General features: G+C 60.9%; 19 protein-coding genes, 1 tRNA gene and 1 pseudogene. 10 read left to right on the forward strand and 11 right to left on the reverse strand.

Annotation, left to right across the window (positions count from 1 at the left end; translation table 11 throughout):
- Positions 1-12 precede the first annotated feature (12 nt).
- The 3 genes from ACIO0C_RS06685 to ACIO0C_RS06695 are packed head-to-tail and all read right to left on the reverse strand — an operon-like array spanning position 13 to position 3,952.
- Positions 13-1,176, reverse strand: a complete 1,164-nt coding sequence (locus ACIO0C_RS06685; RefSeq protein ID WP_401309396.1) for an iron-containing alcohol dehydrogenase — start codon at positions 1,174-1,176, stop codon at positions 13-15.
- Between the two features lie 3 nt (positions 1,177-1,179).
- Positions 1,180-2,571 (reverse strand): aldehyde dehydrogenase family protein, encoded by a 1,392-nt coding sequence (locus ACIO0C_RS06690; RefSeq protein WP_401309399.1) that lies wholly within the window; start codon positions 2,569-2,571, stop codon positions 1,180-1,182.
- Positions 2,572-2,578: 7 nt separating this feature from the next.
- Positions 2,579-3,952, reverse strand: a complete 1,374-nt coding sequence (locus ACIO0C_RS06695) for a glutamine synthetase family protein (RefSeq protein ID WP_401309402.1) — start codon at positions 3,950-3,952, stop codon at positions 2,579-2,581.
- Between the two features lie 216 nt (positions 3,953-4,168).
- On the opposite strand from ACIO0C_RS06695, the gene ACIO0C_RS06700 reads away from it, so the two are divergent.
- The 4 genes from ACIO0C_RS06700 to ACIO0C_RS06715 all read left to right on the forward strand — a co-directional run bounded on the left by ACIO0C_RS06700 (position 4,169) and on the right by ACIO0C_RS06715 (position 7,875).
- Positions 4,169-4,561, forward strand: a complete 393-nt coding sequence (locus ACIO0C_RS06700) for a GFA family protein (protein WP_401309405.1) — start codon at positions 4,169-4,171, stop codon at positions 4,559-4,561.
- 123 nt (positions 4,562-4,684) lie between these two features.
- On the forward strand, positions 4,685-5,683 hold the full coding sequence (locus ACIO0C_RS06705) for a bile acid:sodium symporter family protein (protein ID WP_401309408.1): 999 nt from the start codon (positions 4,685-4,687) through the stop codon (positions 5,681-5,683).
- A 121-nt stretch (positions 5,684-5,804) separates the two neighbouring features.
- Positions 5,805-5,879 (forward strand) — tRNA-Gln (locus ACIO0C_RS06710).
- A 319-nt stretch (positions 5,880-6,198) separates the two neighbouring features.
- On the forward strand, positions 6,199-7,875 hold the full coding sequence (locus ACIO0C_RS06715) for an MFS transporter (protein ID WP_401309410.1): 1,677 nt from the start codon (positions 6,199-6,201) through the stop codon (positions 7,873-7,875).
- Here the strand turns inward: ACIO0C_RS06715 and ACIO0C_RS06720 are convergent.
- The 5 genes from ACIO0C_RS06720 to ACIO0C_RS06740 all read right to left on the reverse strand — a co-directional run bounded on the left by ACIO0C_RS06720 (position 7,799) and on the right by ACIO0C_RS06740 (position 15,140).
- The gene (locus tag ACIO0C_RS06720) at positions 7,799-8,953 is read right to left on the reverse strand and encodes a sel1 repeat family protein (RefSeq protein WP_401309412.1); all 1,155 of its coding nucleotides are present in this window, start codon (positions 8,951-8,953) and stop codon (positions 7,799-7,801) included. The two genes, ACIO0C_RS06715 and ACIO0C_RS06720, sit on opposite strands and share 77 nt — an antisense overlap.
- A 9-nt stretch (positions 8,954-8,962) precedes the next feature.
- On the reverse strand, positions 8,963-9,148 hold the full coding sequence (locus ACIO0C_RS06725) for a hypothetical protein (RefSeq protein WP_401309415.1): 186 nt from the start codon (positions 9,146-9,148) through the stop codon (positions 8,963-8,965).
- Between the two features lie 186 nt (positions 9,149-9,334).
- Positions 9,335-10,618: a DUF6396 domain-containing protein gene (locus ACIO0C_RS06730; RefSeq protein WP_401309418.1), complete on the reverse strand. Its 1,284-nt coding sequence runs from the start codon at positions 10,616-10,618 to the stop codon at positions 9,335-9,337.
- A complete protein-coding gene (locus tag ACIO0C_RS06735) occupies positions 10,618-12,435 on the reverse strand; it encodes a phospholipase (RefSeq protein WP_401309420.1) in 1,818 nt (605 codons plus the stop codon). The genes ACIO0C_RS06730 and ACIO0C_RS06735 overlap by 1 nt, the downstream gene beginning before the upstream one ends.
- Entirely contained in the window at positions 12,432-15,140 is a 2,709-nt protein-coding gene (locus ACIO0C_RS06740) for a type VI secretion system Vgr family protein (protein WP_401309422.1), read from the reverse strand. Before ACIO0C_RS06740 ends, ACIO0C_RS06735 begins: the two co-directional genes overlap by 4 nt.
- A 193-nt stretch (positions 15,141-15,333) precedes the next feature.
- Here ACIO0C_RS06740 and ACIO0C_RS06745 point away from each other — a divergent pair.
- The 4 genes and pseudogenes from ACIO0C_RS06745 to ACIO0C_RS06760 all read left to right on the forward strand — a co-directional run.
- Positions 15,334-15,498 (forward strand): annotated as a pseudogene (locus tag ACIO0C_RS06745) (DUF6124 family protein); the annotation flags it as partial.
- Positions 15,499-15,628: 130 nt separating this feature from the next.
- Positions 15,629-15,805, forward strand: coding sequence for a hypothetical protein (locus tag ACIO0C_RS06750; protein ID WP_401309782.1), 177 nt, complete (start codon positions 15,629-15,631; stop codon positions 15,803-15,805).
- Positions 15,806-15,853: 48 nt separating this feature from the next.
- Entirely contained in the window at positions 15,854-17,236 is a 1,383-nt protein-coding gene (locus ACIO0C_RS06755) for an iron-containing redox enzyme family protein (protein WP_401309425.1), read from the forward strand.
- A 15-nt stretch (positions 17,237-17,251) separates the two neighbouring features.
- Positions 17,252-18,196: a methyltransferase gene (locus ACIO0C_RS06760; RefSeq protein WP_401309427.1), complete on the forward strand. Its 945-nt coding sequence runs from the start codon at positions 17,252-17,254 to the stop codon at positions 18,194-18,196.
- A 12-nt stretch (positions 18,197-18,208) separates the two neighbouring features.
- Here ACIO0C_RS06760 and ACIO0C_RS06765 read toward each other — a convergent pair whose 3' ends face one another.
- The gene (locus ACIO0C_RS06765; protein WP_401309429.1) at positions 18,209-18,364 is read right to left on the reverse strand and encodes a hypothetical protein; all 156 of its coding nucleotides are present in this window, start codon (positions 18,362-18,364) and stop codon (positions 18,209-18,211) included.
- 78 nt (positions 18,365-18,442) lie between these two features.
- Entirely contained in the window at positions 18,443-18,967 is a 525-nt protein-coding gene (locus tag ACIO0C_RS06770) for a cupin (protein ID WP_401309432.1), read from the reverse strand.
- A 193-nt stretch (positions 18,968-19,160) separates the two neighbouring features.
- Between ACIO0C_RS06770 and ACIO0C_RS06775 the strand changes: the two genes are divergently transcribed.
- Positions 19,161-19,907, forward strand: coding sequence for a DUF72 domain-containing protein (locus ACIO0C_RS06775; RefSeq protein ID WP_401309435.1), 747 nt, complete (start codon positions 19,161-19,163; stop codon positions 19,905-19,907).
- On the opposite strand, the gene ACIO0C_RS06780 is transcribed toward ACIO0C_RS06775, so the two are convergent.
- Positions 19,891-21,108, reverse strand: a complete 1,218-nt coding sequence (locus ACIO0C_RS06780; protein ID WP_401309437.1) for an MFS transporter — start codon at positions 21,106-21,108, stop codon at positions 19,891-19,893. The genes ACIO0C_RS06775 and ACIO0C_RS06780 overlap by 17 nt on opposite strands.
- Positions 21,109-21,196: 88 nt before the next feature.
- Between ACIO0C_RS06780 and ACIO0C_RS06785 the strand changes: the two genes are divergently transcribed.
- A complete protein-coding gene (locus tag ACIO0C_RS06785) occupies positions 21,197-22,018 on the forward strand; it encodes an AraC family transcriptional regulator (protein ID WP_401309440.1) in 822 nt (273 codons plus the stop codon).
- The last annotated feature ends 2 nt before the right edge of the window (positions 22,019-22,020 follow it).

Consider the following 22,020-nt stretch of genomic DNA (forward strand, 5'->3'; position numbering starts at 1 on the left):
GCTTGCTCGCTCCTACAGAAGACGGCCGTGGAAGGCCGCTTCGAAAATTTCCGCCACGCCGGCTCGGGTCAAGGGCAACGGGTTGCCACCGGCCGACGGGTCGACCACCGCCATGTCGGCAATCAGGTCGGCCTGCTTGTCATCCACCCCTAGCTCAAACAGCGTGTGCGGCACAGCGATGTCCTTGCGCAATTTGAGGACGAAGGCCAGGAAACTGTCGAAACCCGGGGAGGGCAGGTGCAGGTACGCGGCCAGGCGCGTGATGCGTTCCTCGATGGCCGGGCGATTGAATTTCAGCACATAGGGCATCAGGGTGGCGTTGGTCATGCCGTGGTGGGTGTCGTACAGCGCGCCGATCGGATGCGCGAGGGCGTGCATCCCGCCCAGGCCTTTCTGGAAGGCGGTGGCGCCCATCGCCGCCGCCGCCAGCATTTGCCCGCGTGCATCGAGGTCCGAAGGGGTGTGTACGGCGCGCACCAGGGCATTGCTCACCAGGCGCATGCCTTCGACCGCGATGCCATCGGCCATGGGGTGGAAGCCGGGGGCGCAGTACGATTCCAGGCAGTGGGCCAAGGCGTCCATGCCCGTGCCGGCGGTGACTTTGGCCGGCATGCCGACCGTCAGGGCCGGGTCGCTGATGACCACGCGCGGCATCATTTTCGGGTGGAAGATGATGCGCTTGGTGTGGGTACGATCGTCGATGATCACCGCTGCGCGGCCCACTTCGGAACCCGTACCCGCGGTGGTTGGCACCGCGATGACCGGGGCTATACGGCTTTCATCAGCGCGGGTCCAGTAGTCGCCGATGTCTTCGAAATCCCAGACCGGGCGGGTCTGGCCACTCATGAAGGCGATGAGCTTGCCCATGTCCAGGCCGCTGCCACCGCCAAAGGCCACCACGCCATCGTGGTTTCCCGCACGCCAGGCATCGAGCCCGCCTGCCAGGTTGGCTTCGACCGGGTTGGGCTTGAGGTCGCAGAACAGCGCGGCGCCCAGCCCTGCATTACGTAAAGCGTCCAGCGCAGCGATGGTGATAGACGCTCGCCCCAGGCCGCTGTCGGTGACCAGCAGCGGGCGCTGGATACCCTGGCTGCGACAGGCCTCGGCCAGTTCCGCGATGCGGCCGACACCAAAGCGGATGCTCGTGGGGTAGTTCCAGTTTCCAGTCAGGCTCATGGTTCAGGTCTCGTGGCGCAGATGGAAGGATTTGGCGCGGGTCAACTGTTCATAACCCAGGGCTGACAGCGTGACGCCGCGCCCACTGTTCTTCACTCCGGTCCAGGCCAGGGCCGGGTCCAGGTAATCGCAGCGATTCATGAACAGGGTGCCGGTGTCGATTTCCTCGCCCAGGCGTTCGGCGGCGGCCAGGTCCTGGGTCCAGATCGACGCACTGAGACCGAACTCGCTGTCGTTCATCAAGGCCACGGCTTCGTCGTCGCAGGTAACCGGCATGATGCCGACCACCGGGCCGAAGCTTTCGTCGCGCATGACCGACATTTGATGATTGACCTCGACCAACACTTGCGGGGCGAGGTAGGCGCTGCCCGGCGCGTCGGCGGCAAATGCCCGCGGGTCGATCAGTGCCTTCGCGCCCAAGGCCTGCGCATCGGCAATCTGTTCACGGACGAAATCCGCCGCGCCCGGGCTCACCATCGGGCCGAGGGTGGTGGCTTCGTCCAGCGGATTGCCCAGCACATACTGGCGGGTCAGTTCGGCGAAGCGTTCGACAAACGCCGGGTAGATTTTCTGATCGACGTAGATGCGTTCCACGGCGCAGCAGCTCTGTCCGGAGTTGAAGAAGCTGCCGTCGACCAGGTTCTCCACCGTATGCTCGAGGTTGGCGTCTGCCCGGACATAGGCCGGGTCTTTGCCGCCGAGCTCCAGGCCCACGCGCAGAAAACCATCGACCGCAGAGCGTTGCATTTCCAGGCCGGCCGCCACTGAGCCGGTGAAGTTCACCTGCTGCACCTGGTCGGAGCCGATGACCACCCCGGTATGGATGTGACTGAGCAACAGGTTCTGGAACAACCCTTCCGGTAGATTGGCCTGGCGCATGGCCTGGGCAAAACGCTCGCCCACCAGCAGCGTTTGCGAAGCGTGTTTGAGGATCACGCTGTTGCCGGCCATCAGCGCCGGAATAATTGTGTTGACCGCCGTCAGGTAGGGGTAATTCCACGGCGCGACCACCAGCACGGTACCCATGGGCTCACGTTTGATATACCGGCGAAAACCTGCGACCGGATCGCATTCGAGCGCCGCCAGGGCTTGCGGCGCAATGGCGATCATGTGCCGGGCACGCTCTTCGAAACCACGCAGTTCGCCGGCGCCATAGCGCACCGGGCGGCCCATTTGCCAGGCCAGTTCCGGAACGATTTCATCCTTCATGGCCAGCATGGCGTCCACGGCGGCGCTGCAAAACGCCGCGCGTTCGCTCAATGGCCGGCGCTTCCATTGCGCCTGGGCGCGGGCGGCCGCCGCCAGCGCCTGCTCGATCTGCACGATATCGGCGTACTGACGCTCGGCGACGAGCCGGCCATCGACCGGCGAAATGAGTTGAACAGTGTTGGTCATGGTGCTCTCAATAGCGCTCGAAGCCGCGCTGCAGTTCCCAGTCGGTGATTCGCCGGTCGTACTCTTTCTGTTCCCATTCGGCGGTATGCACGTAGTGGTCGATCACCTCGTCGCCGAAGGCCTCGCGCAACATGCTCGACTTCTGCAAGGCGGCACTGGCCTCACGCAAGGTCTTGGAGACCTCAGGCAAATGCTCGTCCACGTAGGCATCGCCCTCGAAGGGCGCAGCGAGTTCGAGCTTTTCATCGATGCCCGCCAACCCCGCAGCGATCAGCGCGGCGAAGGCCAGGTAAGGGTTGAGATCGGCGCCGCCGATGCGGCATTCGATACGGATCGATTTGCTGCCCTCGGCGCACAAGCGAAAGCCTGCGGTGCGATTGTCCCGGCTCCACACCGAGCGGGTCGGGGCGAAGGTGCCTGACTGGAAGCGTTTGTAGGAGTTGATGTAGGGCGCAAGAAAACAGGTGATGTCGTTGGCGTACTTGAGCTGCCCGGCCACCCAGGCACGCATCAGCTTCGACATGCCGAACTCGGCCTTGGCGTCGAAGAACAGCGGTTTCTTCGCGTTCTTGTCCCACAGCGAATTGTGGATGTGGCTGCTGGAGCCGGCGGCGTCATAGCGCCACTTGGCCATGAAGGTGATCGCCTTGCCCTGCAGCTGGGCGATCTCCTTGCACGCGTGCTTGATGATGACGTGATGGTCGGCCATGGTCATGGCGTCGGCGTAACGGATGTTGATTTCTTCCTGGCCCGGGCCCCATTCACCCTTGGAATTTTCCACCGGGATGCCGCTGGCCTGCAGGTGCTTGCGAATCGCCCGCAGCACCGGCTCTTCGCGGGTGGTCTGCAGGATGTTGTAATCCTCGATGTAGTGCCCGGCGGTTTTCGGCTTGTGGTAGTTGCGCTTGTGGATGGCTTCGTAGCTCTCGTCGAACAGATAGAACTCCAGTTCCGAGGCGAACATGCCGGTGTAGCCGCGTTCACGCAGGCGCTCGACCTGTTTTTTCAGGATCGCCCGCGGACTGTGGGGCAGATCCTGCCGATGGTGATGGTCCAGCACATCGCACAGCACCAGCGCCGTGCACTCAAGCCAGGGCACCTTGCGCAAGGTGCGCATGTCGGGCTTGAGCACAAAGTCGCCGTACCCTTTGCTCCAACTGGCGGCGGCATAGCCCGGCACCGGCTCCATGTCGATGTCGTCGGCCAGCAGGTAGTTGCAGCAATGGGTTTCTTCATGACCGCTGTCGATGAAAAACTCGACCTGGAAGCGCTTGCCCACCAGGCGGCCCTGCATGTCGACCATGCACACCAGTACGGTATCGATCTCGCCGGAAGCGGCAGCACGCTTGAGTTGGTCAAAACTGAGTAACGGCTCGGTCATCACGGCAATCCTGCGCAAATTGTCTGGGCCTGTCTGAGATAGCTGTTGCAGACGCTCTCCAGAAAAACCAACAACTGCCGCCGCGAGCATCGTAGGCAATAAGCTGAGCGTAAGCTTAGCCTACTGTCGCTTTTCGCAAGTTTTTGCTGCGCGGGGTGTGTGACCCTCTACAGTCGTTGAACGGCGACTTTCGAATCCTGGAAGAGGAGGGGCGGCATGCAACGATTTACGGGCGGTTGCCTGTGCGGCAATGTGCGGATTGTGGCGTCGGGTCAGCCTTACCGGGTTGGCCTCTGTCACTGCCTGGACTGCCGCAAGCATCACGGTGCCCTCTTTCACGCTTCGGCGATTTTTCCTGAGGACGCGGTGACGATAGAAGGCGAAACCCGGGATTACGCCGGGCGCTATTTCTGTCCGCGCTGTGGCTCGTCGGTGTTTGCCCGCACCGCCGATGAAATCGAAGTGAACCTGGGCTCACTCGATGCCCCTGACCAGCTGGTGCCCACTTACGAAAGCTGGACGGTGCGGCGCGAGGCCTGGTTACCGGCGTTCCCGCTTGCTCGGCGGTATGAGCGCGATCGCGAGGGCGGTGGTCGATCTGAAGGCTGAGTCGCGCTGGTGCCATGGTTCTTGCTGTCCGTTAGGCGACATCTCCTGGCTTGTTAGCGTTAGTCGGTAATCTGAGGGCGCGCTAGAGTGGTCGCAACATTTCCGGCCGCCTGGATGATCCTGATGACCCGCCCCCGTTTCCTGCCCGACAACTTCACCCTGACCCTGATTGGCGTGGTCCTTCTCGCCAGCCTGCTGCCCGCCAGTGGCCAGGTGGCCGTGGGCTTCGGCTGGTTGACCAACATCGCCATCGCGCTGCTGTTTTTCCTGCACGGTGCAAAACTGTCCCGCGAGTCGATCATTGCCGGTGCCGGTCACTGGCGCCTGCACTTGCTGGTGTTCGGCCTGACCTTTGTCCTGTTCCCGCTGCTGGGCCTGGCGCTCAAGCCTTTGCTGTCACCGATGATCGGCGCGGACCTGTACATGGGCATGCTCTACCTCTGCGCGCTGCCGGCCACGGTACAGTCGGCGATTGCCTTTACCTCCTTGGCGCGAGGCAACATCCCGGCGGCGATCTGCAGCGCGGCGGCGTCCAGTCTGTTCGGCATCTTTCTCACGCCGTTGCTGGTGACCTTGCTGCTGGACGTGCACGGCGAGGGCGGCTCGACCCTCGACGCCATCGTCAAGATCAGCGTGCAGTTATTGCTGCCATTCATTGCCGGGCAGATCGCTCGCCGCTGGATCGGCGCCTGGGTGGCGCGCAACAAGAGCTGGCTGAAATTCGTCGACCAGGGCTCGATCCTGCTGGTGGTATACGGTGCCTTCAGCGAAGCGGTGATCGAAGGCATCTGGCACCAGATTCCATTGCGCGATCTGGCCGGGCTGGTGGTCGCCTGCTGCGTGGTGCTGGGTCTGGTGTTGATGGCCTCCACTGTGCTGGGCAAGGCCCTGGGTTTCAACCAGCAGGACCGCATCACCATCCTTTTCTGTGGCTCGAAGAAAAGCCTGGCCACGGGCGTGCCCATGGCCCAGGTGCTGTTCGCCGGCAGCACTATCGGCGTGTTGATTCTGCCGCTGATGCTGTTCCACCAGATCCAGTTGATGGTCTGCGCGGTGCTGGCCCAGCGCTTCGCCAATCGCCCGGAATCGGTGCCGGAATTGATGGGGCAGGTCGACCCTTGATGGTAAGTCGCTGTTTTAAAATAAAATAATTTGGCGAGGGGGTTCCCAGGCGGCGTAAAACTTGGTAAATTGCCGGCCATTCCTGCTGAGGGCCTTCCCCGGCTCTCCAGGCAGCAGCTACAGGGGCGTCGCCAAGCGGTAAGGCAGCAGGTTTTGATCCTGCCATGCGTTGGTTCGAATCCAGCCGCCCCTGCCATATTTCTGAAAAACAGCACTCGTGCATTGCGCGGGTGCTGTTTTTTTCGTTCTGTAAATCCCTGCGCAACAAAACACTTTCCCACGGCACCATATCTCCATTGCAGGCTCGTTCCTCGATCCCGTTCGCCCGTGATGGCGAGTGGATATCTGCAAGAAGCCGATTATGCTCAATGAAACCTTGCAGCGATGCGAGGCCGTCAGCCTGTGTGCATGCTTTGCGCAATCCGTAATCCGACGACTTCAGCCCCAGGGCCTGGGTGCGGCAACAAGAAAGTGGGGTACTCCGGCCTAAAACAAGAGAAAGACGGAGAACACTCATGGCCGCAATCGACAACACCACCACGGGCAGCGCGCCCAACCGCGGGATCACCAGGGAGGAGCGCAAGGTCATTTTCGCCTCGTCCCTGGGTACCGTGTTCGAATGGTACGACTTCTACCTCTACGGCTCCCTTGCCGCGATTATCGCCAAGCACTTCTTCGCCGGCGTCAACGAGACAACCTCCTTCATCTTTGCCTTGCTCGCGTTCGCCGCAGGTTTTGCCGTGCGGCCCTTCGGCGCCATCGTGTTCGGCCGACTGGGTGACATGATCGGGCGCAAGCACACCTTCCTGATCACCATCGTGATAATGGGTGTCTCTACGGCCGTCGTGGGCTTTTTGCCCGGTTACGCAACCATTGGCGTGGCGGCGCCGATCATCCTGATCACCCTGCGCCTTTTGCAAGGCCTGGCCCTGGGTGGCGAGTACGGCGGGGCGGCGACCTACGTGGCCGAACATGCACCCAAGGGCAAGCGCGGCTACTTCACCTCGTGGATCCAGACCACCGCCACCCTCGGCCTGTTCCTGTCACTGCTGGTGATCCTGGCCTGCCGCACAGTCCTCGGCAACGAAGCATTTGAGGCCTGGGGCTGGCGGATTCCCTTCCTGCTGTCGATCCTGCTGTTGATCATCTCGGTCTACATCCGCCTGCAGCTCAGCGAGTCGCCGGTGTTCTTGAAGATGAAGGCCGAAGGCAAGTCCTCCAAGGCGCCGCTGACTGAATCCTTCGCCCGCTGGGAGAACCTCAAGATAGTGATCATGGCGTTGCTAGGCGGTACCGCCGGCCAGGCCGTCGTCTGGTACACCGGGCAGTTCTACGCGTTGTTCTTCCTGCTGCAAACGCTCAAGATCGACGCGCAGACGGCCAACCTGCTGATTGCCGGTTCGCTGCTGATCGGCACGCCGTTCTTCGTCATATTCGGCAGCCTGTCCGACCGCATCGGTCGCAAGGGCATCATCATGGCCGGCTGCATCCTCGCGGCGCTGACCTACTTTCCGATCTTCAATGCGTTGACCCAGTACGGTAACCCCGACGTGTTCGCCGCGCAGGAGAAGAGCCCGGTCACGGTGGTCGCCGATCCCGACCAGTGTTCGTTCCAGTTCGACCCGGTGGGCAAGGCCAAATTCACCAGCTCCTGCGACCTGGCCAAGACCGTGCTGGCGAAAAGGGCCATCCCCTACAAGAACGAGAAGGCTGAACCTGGCACCGTCGCGCAGGTGCGCATCGGCGACAAAGTGATCCAGAGCTTCGAAGGCACCGGCATGCCGGCCGCCGACTTCAAGACTCGCAACGACGCCTTCGTCGCAACCCTCGGCACCGCCCTCAAGGACGCCGGCTACCCCGAGAAGGCCGACCCGGCCAAGACCAACTACCCGATGGTGCTCCTGCTGCTGACCATCCTGGTGATCTACGTGACCATGGTCTACGGCCCGATCGCCGCCTGGCTGGTGGAACTCTTCCCGGCGCGCATTCGCTACACCTCGATGTCACTGCCTTACCACATCGGCAACGGCTGGTTCGGCGGCTTCCTGCCGACAGTGGCCTTCGCCATGGTCGCGGCCACCGGCGATATCTACTATGGGCTGTGGTACCCCATCGTCATCGCGGTGATGACGGCGATCCTGGGCACGTTCTTCCTGCCGGAAACCAAGGACCGGGAGATTCATCACACCTGAGGCCCTGCATGCTTGGAAACACTGCACTGTAGGAGCCAGGCTTGCCGGCGAAGAGGCCCTCGAGGACGCCTTCGCCGGCAAGCTTGGCTCCTACTAGCGAACCAGACGCTGCGTTGCATCTGCCGCACCGCATAATCGTTCTTCGCCGGCAAGTCGGATCGCCGCCCGCTCGCTCTGAGCTCGGACAGACTTGACCGCTATAGCAGTACGGCGCGGATAAATGAGCCTGGCTGAATGCAGCTGAACCCGGAAGTCCCTTGCCGGTGGTCGGGTCCAGGAGTTTGGCCTTGGCCAGTTGGTTGATCAGCGCTTGGCTGGGCTTTTCCGGCGGGACGTTGGCCCGGCGTGCTTCGAGCCATTGGAGCTTGCTGTCCCAGGCTGGGAGCTTTGCCGGGGGTAAAGGGACGATTTCGTTGATTTCGGGGACTGTGGGGTTGGCGTAGGAAGCTCTCGCGAGTATTCGCCATATTTTTTCATAGCGTTCGGCGCGTTCAGGGTCTTCTTGTTGCCCGAGGTAATCCAGCTTGTTAGTAACTGGAGGGCCTCGGAATGCATCGTCCAAGCGGCCGGCGGCTTCGCTGTTACCTGCGGCGACCCCCATCTGGAGTACTTCAAGCGCTTCCCGATACTGCTCTTTGTGTTTAAGGTAAATACCTAATGCGACGGCCGCTTCGTCATGACCCTGCTCGGCTGCACATTGGTACATCTGGACCGCGATCTCCGGTGCAACATCAATCGGGTCGAGCTTATCTCCCACATAGTATTGTCCTTGTGCACTTCCCTGATCAGCAGACCTGCGGTAGTAACGCAAGGCCATTTCCGGGTCCTGCTTCAACCCCGCAGAACCCTGCTGCAAGAAGATCCCCACGAAGTAATATCCCGTCGCAACACTGGCTTCGATCAGTTGTTGGCTCAGGCGCAAGTGTTCATGGCCGTGAAGCTTGAAATGCTGACGCATCGCTCCGTTCTGAAGGTTGATGTTGGCTTTGTAATGGCCGTTTTCGGCGGCGATGCGGTACAGCCGTTCGATCTCGACGTCGACGCTCTTGTCTTGCTTTAGCTGATTGTTCTTCTGCAACCAGCGGGCTTACTGGAACAGCACATCTGTTTCGGCTGAGGGGGGAGGAATTTTTTCGTGGACGCAGGTAAAGGCGAAATTGGCCTTGATTTCGGTAAGTGGATTCACGTGAGGGTTCTTTTTCATATAGGTAAAGGCATTGCGGCTATCACAAGCAGCCAGCAGCAGGCACAAAAGCAAGAGCACGAGACGCATCAGTCGAGATCCTTCGGGTGGCTTTGTCGTAATAAAAATCGACGAGCGAAGCACAGGGCGCATCCTTCTTTTACTGATCGTTCCCACGCTCTTCGTGGGAATGCATCCTGTGAGGCTTCGCGTCACCATTGCGCAGGTGTCGACAGCGGGACGCAGAGCGTTACTGTCCTGTTTGAGCTGGATTTCTCATCCGAGCAGGCACCATTCAACCGCTTGCTCAGATCGTGTGATCTTGTCGGAGAAGGGCCAGATACGTGGCTGGTAACGTTCGACCAGTTGCTTGGGCAAGATCACGCCCTGCTCGAAATACCGAATGCCGTTGCCGTCCTTAACTGAATGGTGGCGAGGTAGCCAGCCAACCTGCCAGTACCCACTTACCGGACAGACTTGACCGCTATAGCAGTACGGCGCGGATAAATGAGCCTGGCTGAATGCAGCTGAACCCGGAAGTCCCTTGCCGGTGGCCGGGTCCAGGAGTTTGGCCTTGGCCAGTTGGTTGATCAGCGCTTGGCTGGGCTTTTCCGGTGGGACATTGGCCCGGCGTGCTTCGAGCCATTGGAGCTTGCCATCCCAGGCTGGAAGCTTCGCCGGGGGTAAAGGGACGATTTCGTTGATTTCGGGGACTGTGGGGTTGGCATAGGAAGCTCTCGCGAGTATTCGCCATATTTTTTCATAGCGTTCGGCGCGTTCAGGGTCTTCTTGTTGCCCGAGGTAGTACATCGTATTAGTGGAAGGATGACCTCGAAATGCGTTCTTCAAGCGGCCTGCGGCGCTCTCATTGCCTCCGGCTACGCCCGTCTGCAGAATCTCGATTGCTTCGGTGTATTTCCCCTCATCCCTTAGGTAAATCGACAGCATGACGGCTGCGTCCCCATTGCCTTGTTCAGCGGCGCAACGGCGCATCTGACGGGCTACGTCTGGCGCGATATCGCTCGGCGCCAGCTTGTCGCCTACATATGCCTGGGCTTGGGCACTTCCCTGATCGGCGGCCTTGCGGTAATAACGTAACGCCATTTCCGAATCCTGCTTCAACCCAGCCGAACCCTGCTGCAAGAAGATCCCCACGAAGTAATATCCCGTGGCAACACTGGCTTCGATCAGTTGTTGGCTCAGGCGCAAGTGTTCATGGCCGTGAAGCTTGAAATGCTGACGCATCGCTCCGTTCTGAAGGTTGATGTTGGCTTTGTAATGGCCGTTTTCGGCGGCGATGCGGTACAGCCGTTCGATCTCGACGTCGACGCTCTTGTCTTGCTTTAGCTGATTGTTCTTCTGCAACCAGCGGGCGTACTGGAACAGCACATCTGCTTCGGCTGAGGGGGCAGGAATTTTTTCGTGGACGCAGGTAAAGGCGAAATTGGCCTTGATTTCGGTGAGTGGGTTCACATGAGGGTCCTTCTTCATATAGGTAAAGGTGCTGCGGCTGTCACAAGCAACCAGCAGCAAGCACAACAGCAAGAGCACTCGGCACATCAGTCGAGATTCTTCAGGGTGGCTTTGTCGTAATAAAACTCAATGAGCGGGGCATAGGGCACGGGGGAGCATTTGTCTTCTTGACGTTTTTTGTTTTCCTTGACGATGTCCTGCCAAGCCTCGAATGCTAGTACCGGATCATCCTGCGCCCCCATCCCATTCGTATGCATATCCCACAACCGCAGCCGCAGCGTCTGGGTCACGCTCGCCCACTCATGGGCAATGTTCAGCTCGCTGTCCACCTGCATGCTGCGGGTGTTGATGTTGGCCGAGCCGTGGGTGGTGAACACGTCGTTGACGATCATCAGCTTGGAGTGGATGTACACCGGCATCCATTTGTCGCCGGCCTTCAGGTCGTTGGCGACCAACGAGCACACATGAACTTTCAGGTTGGGAATGTTCTCCGGAACAAGGGTGCTGTCCTTGATTTGCCGGATGTGCCAATCGAGTTTTTCCTGCCACTGGGCAAGCTCCTGATGCCCGACGCGATCGCTTGGCTCGGGCCGTGGTCGGGGTGGTGCGTCGGCTTTGAACTTTTCAATGCGTTGTAACTTCGTGACTTCGGGAATGGTGTCGGCGCGCCCGAGGCTCTCGAGCATGCGTTGGGTCTTCACCGCGCCCGGGCCGAGGCCTTGTTCTGTGTCATTGGTGATAACGAACAGATGCAGGCTGCCATGCTCCACAGGATCACGCCCGGCTCTGGCCTGGCTGGCGGCGACGTCCTTGATCAGGTTAGCCAGGGGTGGCCAGCGGAAATACTGGTTCTCGATGTAGATAAATTGGGTCGCGTTGTTGACGGCTTGCAGGTAAAGCTTTTCGATATCCCGCTTGCCTTCCTGGGGTTGGGTGCGCAGCAGTTGAGCCAACTGCCGGGTGGCGCCGGGCAGGCATTGAAGATGTGGTCCCACCTGCTTGGCCTGCCGTAAAGCGAGCAGGTCCTCGCCGGTTTCCTTGCGCCAGGCGCTGGCGAAGTTGTGGTGCAGGTGTTCGAGAATCGGCCCGCTGACCTGACTGGAAATATCCTGACGTGGCGTATCACCACGCGGGCCATGGTCGGGTCTGGGCTTGCTGTTCCTGGATCGATTTAGCGCGGTATGCCTGTCAGTGTCCCAGTACTCGTCGAGCATGTTGTGGCCCATGACGAAACCGATGGCACGGTCTGGCAGCTCATAATCGACCAGCACCGTCTTTTGGTGGTGTGACGCTGTAAACCGCAACGCTTGGCGCATATTGGCGCTGATCTGTGGGTCGAGACTTTCATATTTCACCCAGTGGGAAATTTCAGCTCGCTCTTTCCAACTGAAGCCGCGACTGACAAACAGCGGCAGGCCACTCGTACTTCGTTGGGCAGCATCGAGGTCGGCGACTGCGCAATCGGCAAACCACTGCCGATCATAGGCATATTGGTTATCCGTGGAAGGTTGCATCGCTCGGTTGTAGATTCGGTACGGGCCTTTCCCGGGTAGATTGGCTTCACCCGCCCAACCCGCGCTGTTAAACAATATCTCCCAGCCCAATATCCGCACCTTGACGCTTTCCAGAGCCTTGGCCTTGAGCAGTTCACCGATGCATGGTGCCTTGCCATCACGAATGAAAAACATCGACGGCTGAAAACCCCAGCAGATGATGTCGACCGTTTTCGTGGCTTGGGCGATGGCAAGATGAACAGCCTTGAATGTCTCTTCGCCGTTGACCAACGGCTTATAGGTAGCCATCGCGGGGTGATACTCGGTATTGCACACATACCAGGGCGAACAGCAGGTGGCCTCTTGGGTGTGCTGAAGAGCGACCGGGGTAACGATGTCGGTTGGCCTCATGGTGTTTTCCCTTGCTGATCTTTGATTCCTTCCATCACCGCGGCGTACAGGGCCCGATGATCGGTGTGCGAGGTGGGCTCACTCACCTCGGCATTGGTTCGCGAGGGGTGGTTTTGCAAGCCTCGATTGGCCAAGTGCGCCTGTTCGGGATTGCGGTAGTCGGTGGGAACCGGAATCTGATAGGCAACTCCGTTGGCCATCACCAGCCGATAGGTTTGAGTAACCACCTGGTGGTCAATCAACAGTTGCCCGGTCTTGTCCAACACACCTCGCTTGAGTACCGCGCCGTCGGCGTACAGGGTGTAGGGCATGCCTGCCCAGCCTTCGCTGGAAGCGTTTGGGGCTTGCGGCACATTGAGTCGCAGAACTTGTTTGGACAGGCTTTGCGGATAATCTGGATGGGCGGCGGTCATGTTGGCCGGGCCGCTAAAGGCGAAGTGCGCAGCCTTGACCTTGTGGTCGCCCGCCGTCCCCGATTCGATGCCGCCTGCATCGAGGCTGAGATAGCTGCCCCCGCCATTGAGGGCGATTTTCTTTTTCGCGGTGATATGGATTTCGTCTTCGGTGCTGGTAATCGACAGCCCGTGGCGAGCGAGCAGTTCCAGGGAGTCGTTCTGCGCCTGCACGGAGATCGGTCCCTGGTTGGCAAACAGCTTGATCCCCAGTTTGCGCACAAACAGGCTAAATCCCTGGCCCACACCCATGAACAGGCGCTTGACCACGCTGATGTCGGCTTCGCCGCTGGCGTTGAGCATCAGGTTCTCCTGTGCTGCCAGTTGCAGGTGCTCGCCACTGCTCAAGGCGATGCCTTGGGGCGCGCTGAGCAGGATCACCTGAGCCTCGAGTTCGTCGAGTTGCTCATGCAGGAGTGACAATTGGGCCTGCACATCGGCGGGATCAGCGTGGGCCGCCTGGGCGGCGCTGGACAGGCCTTGCAGTTGCTCGCCAGCCTGTTGCAAGCGTCCCAGCGCGGCCTGCATGTCCAGCACCTGCCCTTGGGCCTTGGGCTGCAGGTCGGCACTGATGAACACACCTTTGCCGCCACGGATGGCGCCGTGCCCATCCGTGCGCAACTCAAATCCTTCGCCACGCTTCTGTTTCTTGGCATCCACCAGATGCCCCAGGTTCAGCTGACTCTTGCCACCGTGCTCAGTGCTGAGCTTGACGTGCTCTTCCCCACGGTTGTCCTCCATGCGCAGCTTGTTGTTGGCCGGGGTGCGCAGCACGTTGCGTTTGTAGTTGCGCAGGGTCACGTGGTCCGGGTGTTCGCTGTCGTGCAGGGCGTGGGCGATGTAGGGGCGGTCGGGGTCGCCCTGTTCGAAGGCGATGGCCACTTCGGTGCCGCAGATCAGCGGCAGGTGCAGGCCGTGGGTGTCGCCGGCGTAGAGGCGCGCCTGGCGGAGCCACATGCTTTCCTGGCCGAGCTGCCACGGGTCGCGATCGAACAGGAAGTTGACCTTGTAGCGGCCTTCGAGGTCGATTTCGGCGTAGGGATCGTTGGCTTTGCCGCTGGTGACGCGGGCCGGCAGGGTGCCGGCGATGATCGGTTTGGGCGGGACCGGCGGGCGGAAGCAGACCATTTCCGCGTAGGGGATGGCCTCGAAATTTACTTCGATGCTGCGGTCGCGGGCGGCGCGGGTGTGCAGGGCGGTGATCACCGCGCCGGGGGCAAAGGCCTGGGGCGCGTCGGCGATTTTCAGCACCTGGCCCGGCGCCAGGGTGGCGCTGCTGCTGGCGCCGCGCAGGTGGGTCTGGCTGTTGAGGTAGCGTTCGTGGCGCAGGCGGGCGTAGAAAAAACCGCTTTCGCTTTGCAGGTCTTCGTCCTGATCGAGGCGATCGCCGAGCACGCGGTAGGGTTCGGCGTAGTGGTAGGCCTCGCCGTAGGTGGTGGTCGTGGTGCCGCGGGTCTGGTCGACCTCGCCATCGAGCCGGGCCCGGGCGTCGCGGTGGTGATAGGCACGGAAGTTGATGGATTTTTCCACCACCTGATGACGTGTCTGCAGATCCCACACACCGTCCTCGCCGCTGGCGAAGCCGGCCGGTGCACGCAACGGCAGCTTCACGCCGAACTGGTAGTGGCGCTGGTCGTCGTGGAACTCGACGACGTCGATCTGCAGGCGGTCATCGTGGCTGAAGCAGTACCAGATGCCGACCTCGGCCAGCAGCCGTTCGATGAACGCCAGGTCGCTTTCGCCGTATTGCATGACCTGCTCGCGACGGGGGTATTCGCGCACCAGCTGGAACAGGAAATGCTGGCCGAGAAAGTCATGGCGGCTGCGCAGGATGTGCTCGACGATCTCCGGCACCGACTGATGCTGGTACAGGCGGTACTGGCGGCCACGTGCGAGCAGCGCCAGGCGCGGTTGCAGGGTGATTTCGTAGCGGGCTTCGTCGCGGGAGCTGGACAGGCGCTGGAAGCGGTTGACCATGCCGTACAGGCTGCGCAACGGCTTGTACTCGGGCGCTGGCAGGCCTGGGTAAGGTGGCTTGGGCGGCAGGGGGTAGAGGCTGAAACTGGCGTCCTTGTTGAGCATCTGCTCGGCGCTGAGGTCCTGCTCGGTGCAGGTGAATTCGATACGGTAGGTGAAGGGTTGGCTCAGGTGTTCCTGGCCTTCGAAGGCCAGGACGTCGAACACGGCGTCGAACCAGCGGATGGCGAATTTGTGGCGAGTGTGGTTGAAGAAGATGCGCGGTGTGCTGGACAAAAATCAGTCCTCCCTGGGCTGGATGCATACGGGGAGGTTTGGTTTTCCCCCCTCGTTCAAGCACCCGACAGCTTTCAGGAATCTGATAAAGGTTGGGATAGGATGCTTCTGATGAGCGCGTAGGATGCGTCGGAGATGGCTGCGCGTCGGATCTGTAGGATTATTTTCGGGTTTGAGGAAGGGAGGGCGCGCGGAAACTCTGCTGGCCCACGCCTGTGAGTCTCTGGCTTCGGCCAATGTCATGACCTTGCATTTGGCGGATCATATGGCAGGGACGAGTCGCAATTCCCTGCTGGGGATTTCCCAGGTCATCATGCTGGGCGAACTGGCGGTGAATCGGGCGCTGGATCGGATTGATCGGGCGCCTTCGCCGGCAAGCCGGGCTCCTACAAGGGCATGCCGCTCGTCTACTCGAAGGCACGCTGACGCCTGGACACCTTCAAAGCTGTACGACCCGGAAAACCCGGGTCCGGTTTGTGAGGTGAGACATGTCCAGCGAGTCGACTTTCCAGGGCAATAAACAAGACCCGAAAGATCCGGGCAAATACGATCCCCTGACCCAGCCCGACCTCGAAGAAGACGAGGACGCGCGGGATTGGAGTGAGCGCGACAGGAAGCTTCCCGAAGCAGATGAGCAAACGCCTTTGTCCGATGACAGGCGCTAGAAAAAAGCGCCCGGTGTTAACCCGCCGCACCGCCCAGGAGAACAGCCAATGACCCTATTCACGCCCTTGACGGGTTCGCCTTCGACGCTTGCAGATGCCGACGCCGGCGGTAGGTACCGCGAGTTCTACGATTTGCTGTACAGCAATGATCCGCAAGCAAAAGAGCGGGGCGAACAGTTCTTGCGCGAGCAACTGGCCCTGGCCGCCGAGCTCCCCTGTGACCTGCCCGAAGCGCCAGAACAGTTGTCGTCATGGACGCAAAAACATTGCGCCGCTGTGGCGCGCGACTATGCCATCTACCTCAAGGCGCGCAAGCAGGGCGGGCCACGTCGGTATTTCTCGAACAAGGCCCATGCCCTGTTTTTCCTGCAACGAGTGGCACCGACCAAGGAGGTCGACGGCGCTTGGCTGACCGGTGTGCTCGAGCACTGGCAGGACATGCGTTACAACGGATTGCTGAGCACCTATCTGGAAGAGTTGGGCAACGGTGGCCCGCGGCACAATCACGTGGTGATCTACCGCAAGCTGCTGGCCGCTCACGATTGTGGCGACAGGCAGGGACTACTCGACGAACACTTTCGCCAAGGCGCGATTCAACTGGCCCTGGGGCAGTGCAGCGCGATGTTCATGCCGGAGGTGATTGGCTACAACCTCGGCTACGAGCAACTGCCGCTGCACCTGCTGATCAGCGCCTATGAGCTGCGTGAGCTGGGGATCGATCCGTATTATTTCACCCTGCACGTGACCATCGATAACGTCAGCAGCGGTCACGGGCGCAAGGCGATTGAAGCGCTACTCGAGCTGATGCCCATGGCGCAGGGGAGGGAAGAGTTTTATCGGCGTGTCGCCGTCGGCTATCGACTCAATGACCTCGGGCCGGGCTCGACGGCGGTGATTGCAAGCTTCGATCTGCAACAGGAAGTGGTCGCCATGCTCGAACGCAAGCGCCGCTTCGGCCAGCACATGCATTCCGATTATTGCCAGGTCGAAGGCAAGACCGTCAATCAGTGGCTGGCGACCCCTGGCCATATCGAAGATTTTCTCGGCGCGCTGCAACGCAAGGGCTGGATCAAGCGGCAATGCCCACCCGGGGAGAGTCGCTTCTGGCAATTGATCGAGGGCGATCAGGCGGCCATGTTCGGTGTGTTCAGCGGCTTTGAGAAACAACTGCTGCACGACTGGATTGCCGGTGACTGGCAAGCACCGCAGCGGCGGCCAGCGATACGCCGCGCGCCATTCGACGATGCCCGGGCCGATGAAATCGGCGCAGACGATCCCGAGCTCAATACATTGCAAGAATCCCTGCACGACCAGTCACCGCGACAGCAATTGCAAATGCTGATCCCGTGGCTCTCGGCACAGCGTCATTGTCGGCCCGCCGGACTTTTCGCCACCCGGCGCTTTATCGAATGCGTGGCCCATCTGCGCTGATTTCAGGAGTCATGCATGTCAGTACAACAGATCGCTGATCGGACGTTGCTCGAGCTGGGCCTGCGTCTGGTTGCCAAAGGCTACCGTTTCATCACGCCCACGCCCTTGACCCATGAACGGGTGTGCCAGCGGTGTGCGCCAGCCTTGGCCAAGGACCTGCGCGACGTGTTCGGTTGGTCGATGCCCTTCGAACACACGCTGTTTTCCCAGGAAGAACTGGCTGATCTACAGCAGGCGCACATCGTCGAAAAGGACGGTTCGCTGTGGCGCAGCACGGTGCGCTGGTCGAGCCTTGGGCACTTGTTGATTGCACATTCGGCTTTCCCGACCACGCAGTCCGATTCGGTATTTTTCGGGCCCGACAGCTACCGCTTTGCACAGTTGATCGAAGCTTACTTGCAAAAGTGCTCCGAGCCCGTGCGGCGGGTGGTGGACATTGGTTGCGGGGCGGGCATCGGTGCGCTGGTCGTTGCTCGTGCCCGCCCGGAGGCCGACGTGCTTGCAGTGGATATCAACCCACGGGCGCTGCGGTTGTCGGCGGTGAATGCCGAGCTGGCCCAGGCCTGCAATATCAGTGCTTACCACAGCGATGTATTGGGTAGTGTCGAAGGGCTGTTCGACCTGATCATCGCCAACCCGCCATACATGAACGACAGCCAGCAACGCGCGTATCGCCATGGCGGTGGCGCGTTGGGGGAAGCCTTGTCACTGCGCATCGTCCGCGAATCGCTGCCGCGCCTGCAAAAGGCGGGCAGCTTGTTGCTGTACACCGGGGTGGCGATGGTGGCCGGGACGGATCCCTTTCTTGAAGCCATCCAGGCACAGCTTGGCGACGACAGGTTCAGCTGGACTTATCGAGAGCTGGACCCTGACGTGTTCGGCGAGGAACTGCTCAAGCCCGGATATGAGCGGGTGGAGCGCATCGCCGTGGTGGCGTTGACCGTGACCCGGCGGCATTGATGCGACGCCGGTTCAATTGCCGTCCGCCACTTTGCGTTCTATCTCGGCAACTTTTTGCCTTAGATCCTCGGCTTCCTCCTCGGTGGTTTCGGGGGGAGAGTGCTCAAGCGTCTCATCCTCCTCGGTGGGCGGGGTGTCGGCGGGGGTGACGCGGTCGTCGTTGTTCATGGTGCTTGCCTCCAGTGTCTTCACGTTGGATCGGGGACTTGGCTGGGAGTTCGAGATTTATCGACAAATACCCCAGGGCTAGCCTCTGGACCAACACTCGCTCACCGCGCCGTGGGCACCTTGCACCGGGTCCTGGTCGGGGAACGGAAGGGTGTCGATGCTCTGCTGTTGCGTGGCGCTCGGCGCTTCACGGCAAATGTCGGCATGCTGGCCCGGCGGATAGGCACCGACCACCAGAAAGTCGTCGCTGGAATCCAGGTTGCAATGACCGGTTCCGGCCGGCAACAGCAGCGCATCCCCCGCACTGACTTCCAGCATTAGGCCATCGGGGCCGCCCAGCATCAGGCGTGCATGCCCGCTGGCAATCCCAAGTACTTCATGGCCTTCGGTGTGGTAGTGGTGAAAGTCATAAACGCCATAGCGCCATTGCGGCGGCCAGCCGTTGGCACTGAAGGTTTGCTCGAACAGGGCCGCTGGATCGTCGCCCTGGACAGCGATGGCCTTGGGATAGACCAGTACCGGCAGGCGAGGGTTGTTCGGCACCCAGCCATTGCGTTCAAACATGAATTTTTGCGCGGGAGTACGCGCTTGCGAGCTGGTCATCTGAGATCTCCGCCGTTGCTCCAACGATCTGAAGGCAATCTTTGAAGTGTCTATTGAACAGAGACATTGCCTGGGCACGGGCGGTTCGAAAAATCGCCACTCACAACGCCCGACCATCGATCAGGTGCCATGGATGAAAAAAGGAACCGATGCATCCGCGCCACGCCCTTAGTCATAAGCGGGGTAGAGGCAGATGGACGTGAACATTCAGTCAATTTTCACAGGCTGTGCCGGCTGGAGCCTGGGCAGGGACTATTCAGCCGCCTTCACGGCAGAGGGCACCCACCTGCAGCGTTATGCGGCGCGACTGAACTGCGTCGAGATCAACAGCTCGTTTTATCGCCCGTATCGCGTCCAAACCTACCAGCGCTGGGGCGCCAGCGTGCCGGCCGGTTTTCGTTTCAGCGTCAAGGTGCCCAAGCTGATCACCCACGTACAGCGCCTGCAGGACTGTGACCAGGCGCTCGAGGAATTTGTGCAGCAGTGTTCCGGGTTGGGCGATCGTCTGGGCTGCCTGCTGGTGCAGCTGCCGCCGTCGCTGGAATTCGTCGAAGGGGTGGCCGAGGGTTTTTTCGTCAGTCTCAGGCGGTGTTTTTCCGGGCTTGTGGTGCTTGAGCCCCGACATGAATCCTGGACGGGGGCCGAGGCTCTGCTGGTGCACCATCGCATCGCCCAGGCCGCGGTGGATCCTTCGTGCATCAGCACCGACTCATCGCCACGGGGTTGGCCGGGGTTCAAATACTGGCGGCTGCATGGCTCGCCGCGCATCTACTACAGCCCCTATGACCCGCAGCGGCTGGAACGCCTGGCAGGCGAGATGCAGGCAGCCGCCGCCGATGGGTTGGCTGCCTGGTGCATCTTCGACAACACCGCCAGCGGCGCGGCCTTGGGCAATGCCTTGACGCTGGCGCAATGCCTGGCCGCTAAACGCCTTTGGTAGACGGCAACAGGATCGTCAGGATGCCCAGCAGCGGCAGGAACGAGCACAGCGTGTACACGTATTCGATGCCGTGGATGTCCGCCAGGTGCCCGAGCAGCGCCGCGCCAATACCGCCAAAACCGAACATCAGGCCGAAGAACACCCCGGCAATCATGCCGACGTTGCCGGGTACCAGTTCCTGGGCGAAGACCACGATGGCAGAGAAGGCCGAGGCGAGGATGAAACCGATGATCATGCTCAACACGCCCGTCCAGAACAGGTCGACATAGGGCAGGGTAAGGGTGAAGGGTGCAGATCCGAGGATCGAGAACCAGATCACCTGCTTGCGCCCGATCTTGTCGCCGATCGGTCCGCCGAAGAAAGTGCCGGCCGCCACCGCGCCGAGGAACAGGAACAGGTACAGCTGCGAACTGGCCACCGACAGGTCGAACTTCTCGATCAGGTAGAAGGTGAAGTAGCTGGTGAAGCTGGCCATGTAGAAATACTTGGAGAACACCAGCAAGGCCAGGACCACCAACGCGAAAGTCACCCGTTGCCTGGACAGGCCATGGGTGGCCTTGGTGCCTTGCTTGAGCTTGAACAGGTTCAGGTGGTTGCGGTACCAGCGGCTCAGGCCGTATTGCACGAGGATGGCGAACACCGCGAACAGGCCGAACCAGGCGACGTTACCCTGGCCGTAGGGGATGACGATGGCTGCTGCCAGCAGCGGGCCGAAGGCGCTGCCGGCGTTGCCCCCGACCTGGAAGGTCGACTGGGCCAGGCCGTAGCGTCCGCCCGAGGCCAGGCGCGCAACGCGGGAGGTCTCCGGGTGGAAGGTCGAGGAGCCTATGCCCACCAGGGCCGAGGCCACCAGGATCGCGCCGAAGCTGCCGACCATGGCCAGCATCAGGATGCCGATCAGGGTGCAGACCATGCCGGCCGGTAACAGCCACGGCTTGGGGTGGCGGTCGGTGTAGTAGCCGACCCAGGGTTGCAGCAGCGAAGCGGTCAGTTGAAAGGTCAGGGTGATCAGGCCGACCTGGGTGAAGGTCAGGCCATAGGTGGCCTTGAGCATCGGGTAGATCGACGGCAACACGGCCTGGATCAGGTCGTTGATCAGGTGCGCCAGGGCACAGGCGCCGATGACGCGCATCACCAACGGGCTGGCCTGGCTGGCCACCGAGGCGGTGGCAGTGGGGGAGGCGGTGGTACTGATGGACATGGGATCCTTCCAGATAAAAAAGCACGGCGGGCACTGGGTAAAAGCGCTAGCCATTTCAGGGTTCAGCGCTATCCTAAGTGCCGTCCGATTGCCTGTCTCGCGCAATTCGGGAATCGACTATCGCAAAAAGGGCATCATGATCAAGTCGCTGGATGAATTCCTCAGGGAGATCGACGGACGAGCCTGTGCCGTGAGCAGCAGCGCTACCGACTATCCGGAGAACTGGGTGATCGAAGCGCATTCCCATCAAGCCCACCAACTGATTTACGCCATCGAAGGCGTGATGGTGGTGCACTCGGGATTGAGCCAATGGACGGTACCGCCCAGCCGCGGGATATGGATGCCGAGCCGGCACATTCACTCGATTCGCTGCGTCGGTCCGTTGAAAATGCGTAGCCTGTTCGTGCGTCCCGAGGCGTTTGCGGACATGCCGAGCGAACCCAGGGCGGTGAGTATTTCGGCGTTGCTCAGTGAGCTGATCAAGGTCTCGGTGGATATCACCGCACCTTACGACGCGGATTCGCGCGAAGGCCGGGTCATGCGCCTGATCCTCGATGAACTGAGGATTTTGCCCACCTTGCCATTGCACCTCCCCCAGCCCTCGGATCCACGGATCAAGGCGGTGTGTTCAGCGTTGCAACGCGATCCCGGCGATGGCTCGACCCTGGCGCACTGGAGCGCACGCCTGGACCTCGACGAGAAAACCATCCAGCGCCTGTTCCGCAAGGAAACCGGGATGACCTTCGGCCAATGGCGTCAGCAGGCGCGTTTGCTACTGGCCCTGGAGCGCATCGCCGTCGGCGAGAAGATCATCGACATTGCCGGGGAGCTGGGATACGACAGCCCCAGTGCGTTTACCAGTATGTTCAAGAAGCAGTTCGGCAAGACACCCAGTCATTTTTTCAGGTAGGT

Origin of the sequence: Pseudomonas sp. NPDC087336 (assembly GCF_044744285.1) — a bacterium.
Lineage (GTDB): Bacteria > Pseudomonadota > Gammaproteobacteria > Pseudomonadales > Pseudomonadaceae > Aquipseudomonas.

Coding starts and splice junctions, on each gene's coding strand:
- ACIO0C_RS06735 (WP_401309420.1), bottom strand. CDS start 12,435: ATGAGGCCAACCGACATCGTTACCCCGGTCGCTCTTCAGCACACCCAA.
- ACIO0C_RS06700 (WP_401309405.1), top strand. CDS start 4,169: ATGCAACGATTTACGGGCGGTTGCCTGTGCGGCAATGTGCGGATTGTG.
- ACIO0C_RS06730 (WP_401309418.1), bottom strand. CDS start 10,618: ATGTGCCGAGTGCTCTTGCTGTTGTGCTTGCTGCTGGTTGCTTGTGAC.
- ACIO0C_RS06690 (WP_401309399.1), bottom strand. CDS start 2,571: ATGACCAACACTGTTCAACTCATTTCGCCGGTCGATGGCCGGCTCGTC.
- ACIO0C_RS06775 (WP_401309435.1), top strand. CDS start 19,161: ATGGACGTGAACATTCAGTCAATTTTCACAGGCTGTGCCGGCTGGAGC.
- ACIO0C_RS06705 (WP_401309408.1), top strand. CDS start 4,685: ATGACCCGCCCCCGTTTCCTGCCCGACAACTTCACCCTGACCCTGATT.
- ACIO0C_RS06725 (WP_401309415.1), bottom strand. CDS start 9,148: ATGCGTCTCGTGCTCTTGCTTTTGTGCCTGCTGCTGGCTGCTTGTGAT.
- ACIO0C_RS06780 (WP_401309437.1), bottom strand. CDS start 21,108: ATGTCCATCAGTACCACCGCCTCCCCCACTGCCACCGCCTCGGTGGCC.
- ACIO0C_RS06770 (WP_401309432.1), bottom strand. CDS start 18,967: ATGACCAGCTCGCAAGCGCGTACTCCCGCGCAAAAATTCATGTTTGAA.
- ACIO0C_RS06765 (WP_401309429.1), bottom strand. CDS start 18,364: ATGAACAACGACGACCGCGTCACCCCCGCCGACACCCCGCCCACCGAG.
- ACIO0C_RS06715 (WP_401309410.1), top strand. CDS start 6,199: ATGGCCGCAATCGACAACACCACCACGGGCAGCGCGCCCAACCGCGGG.
- ACIO0C_RS06755 (WP_401309425.1), top strand. CDS start 15,854: ATGACCCTATTCACGCCCTTGACGGGTTCGCCTTCGACGCTTGCAGAT.
- ACIO0C_RS06750 (WP_401309782.1), top strand. CDS start 15,629: ATGTCCAGCGAGTCGACTTTCCAGGGCAATAAACAAGACCCGAAAGAT.
- ACIO0C_RS06760 (WP_401309427.1), top strand. CDS start 17,252: ATGTCAGTACAACAGATCGCTGATCGGACGTTGCTCGAGCTGGGCCTG.
- ACIO0C_RS06695 (WP_401309402.1), bottom strand. CDS start 3,952: ATGACCGAGCCGTTACTCAGTTTTGACCAACTCAAGCGTGCTGCCGCT.
- ACIO0C_RS06685 (WP_401309396.1), bottom strand. CDS start 1,176: ATGAGCCTGACTGGAAACTGGAACTACCCCACGAGCATCCGCTTTGGT.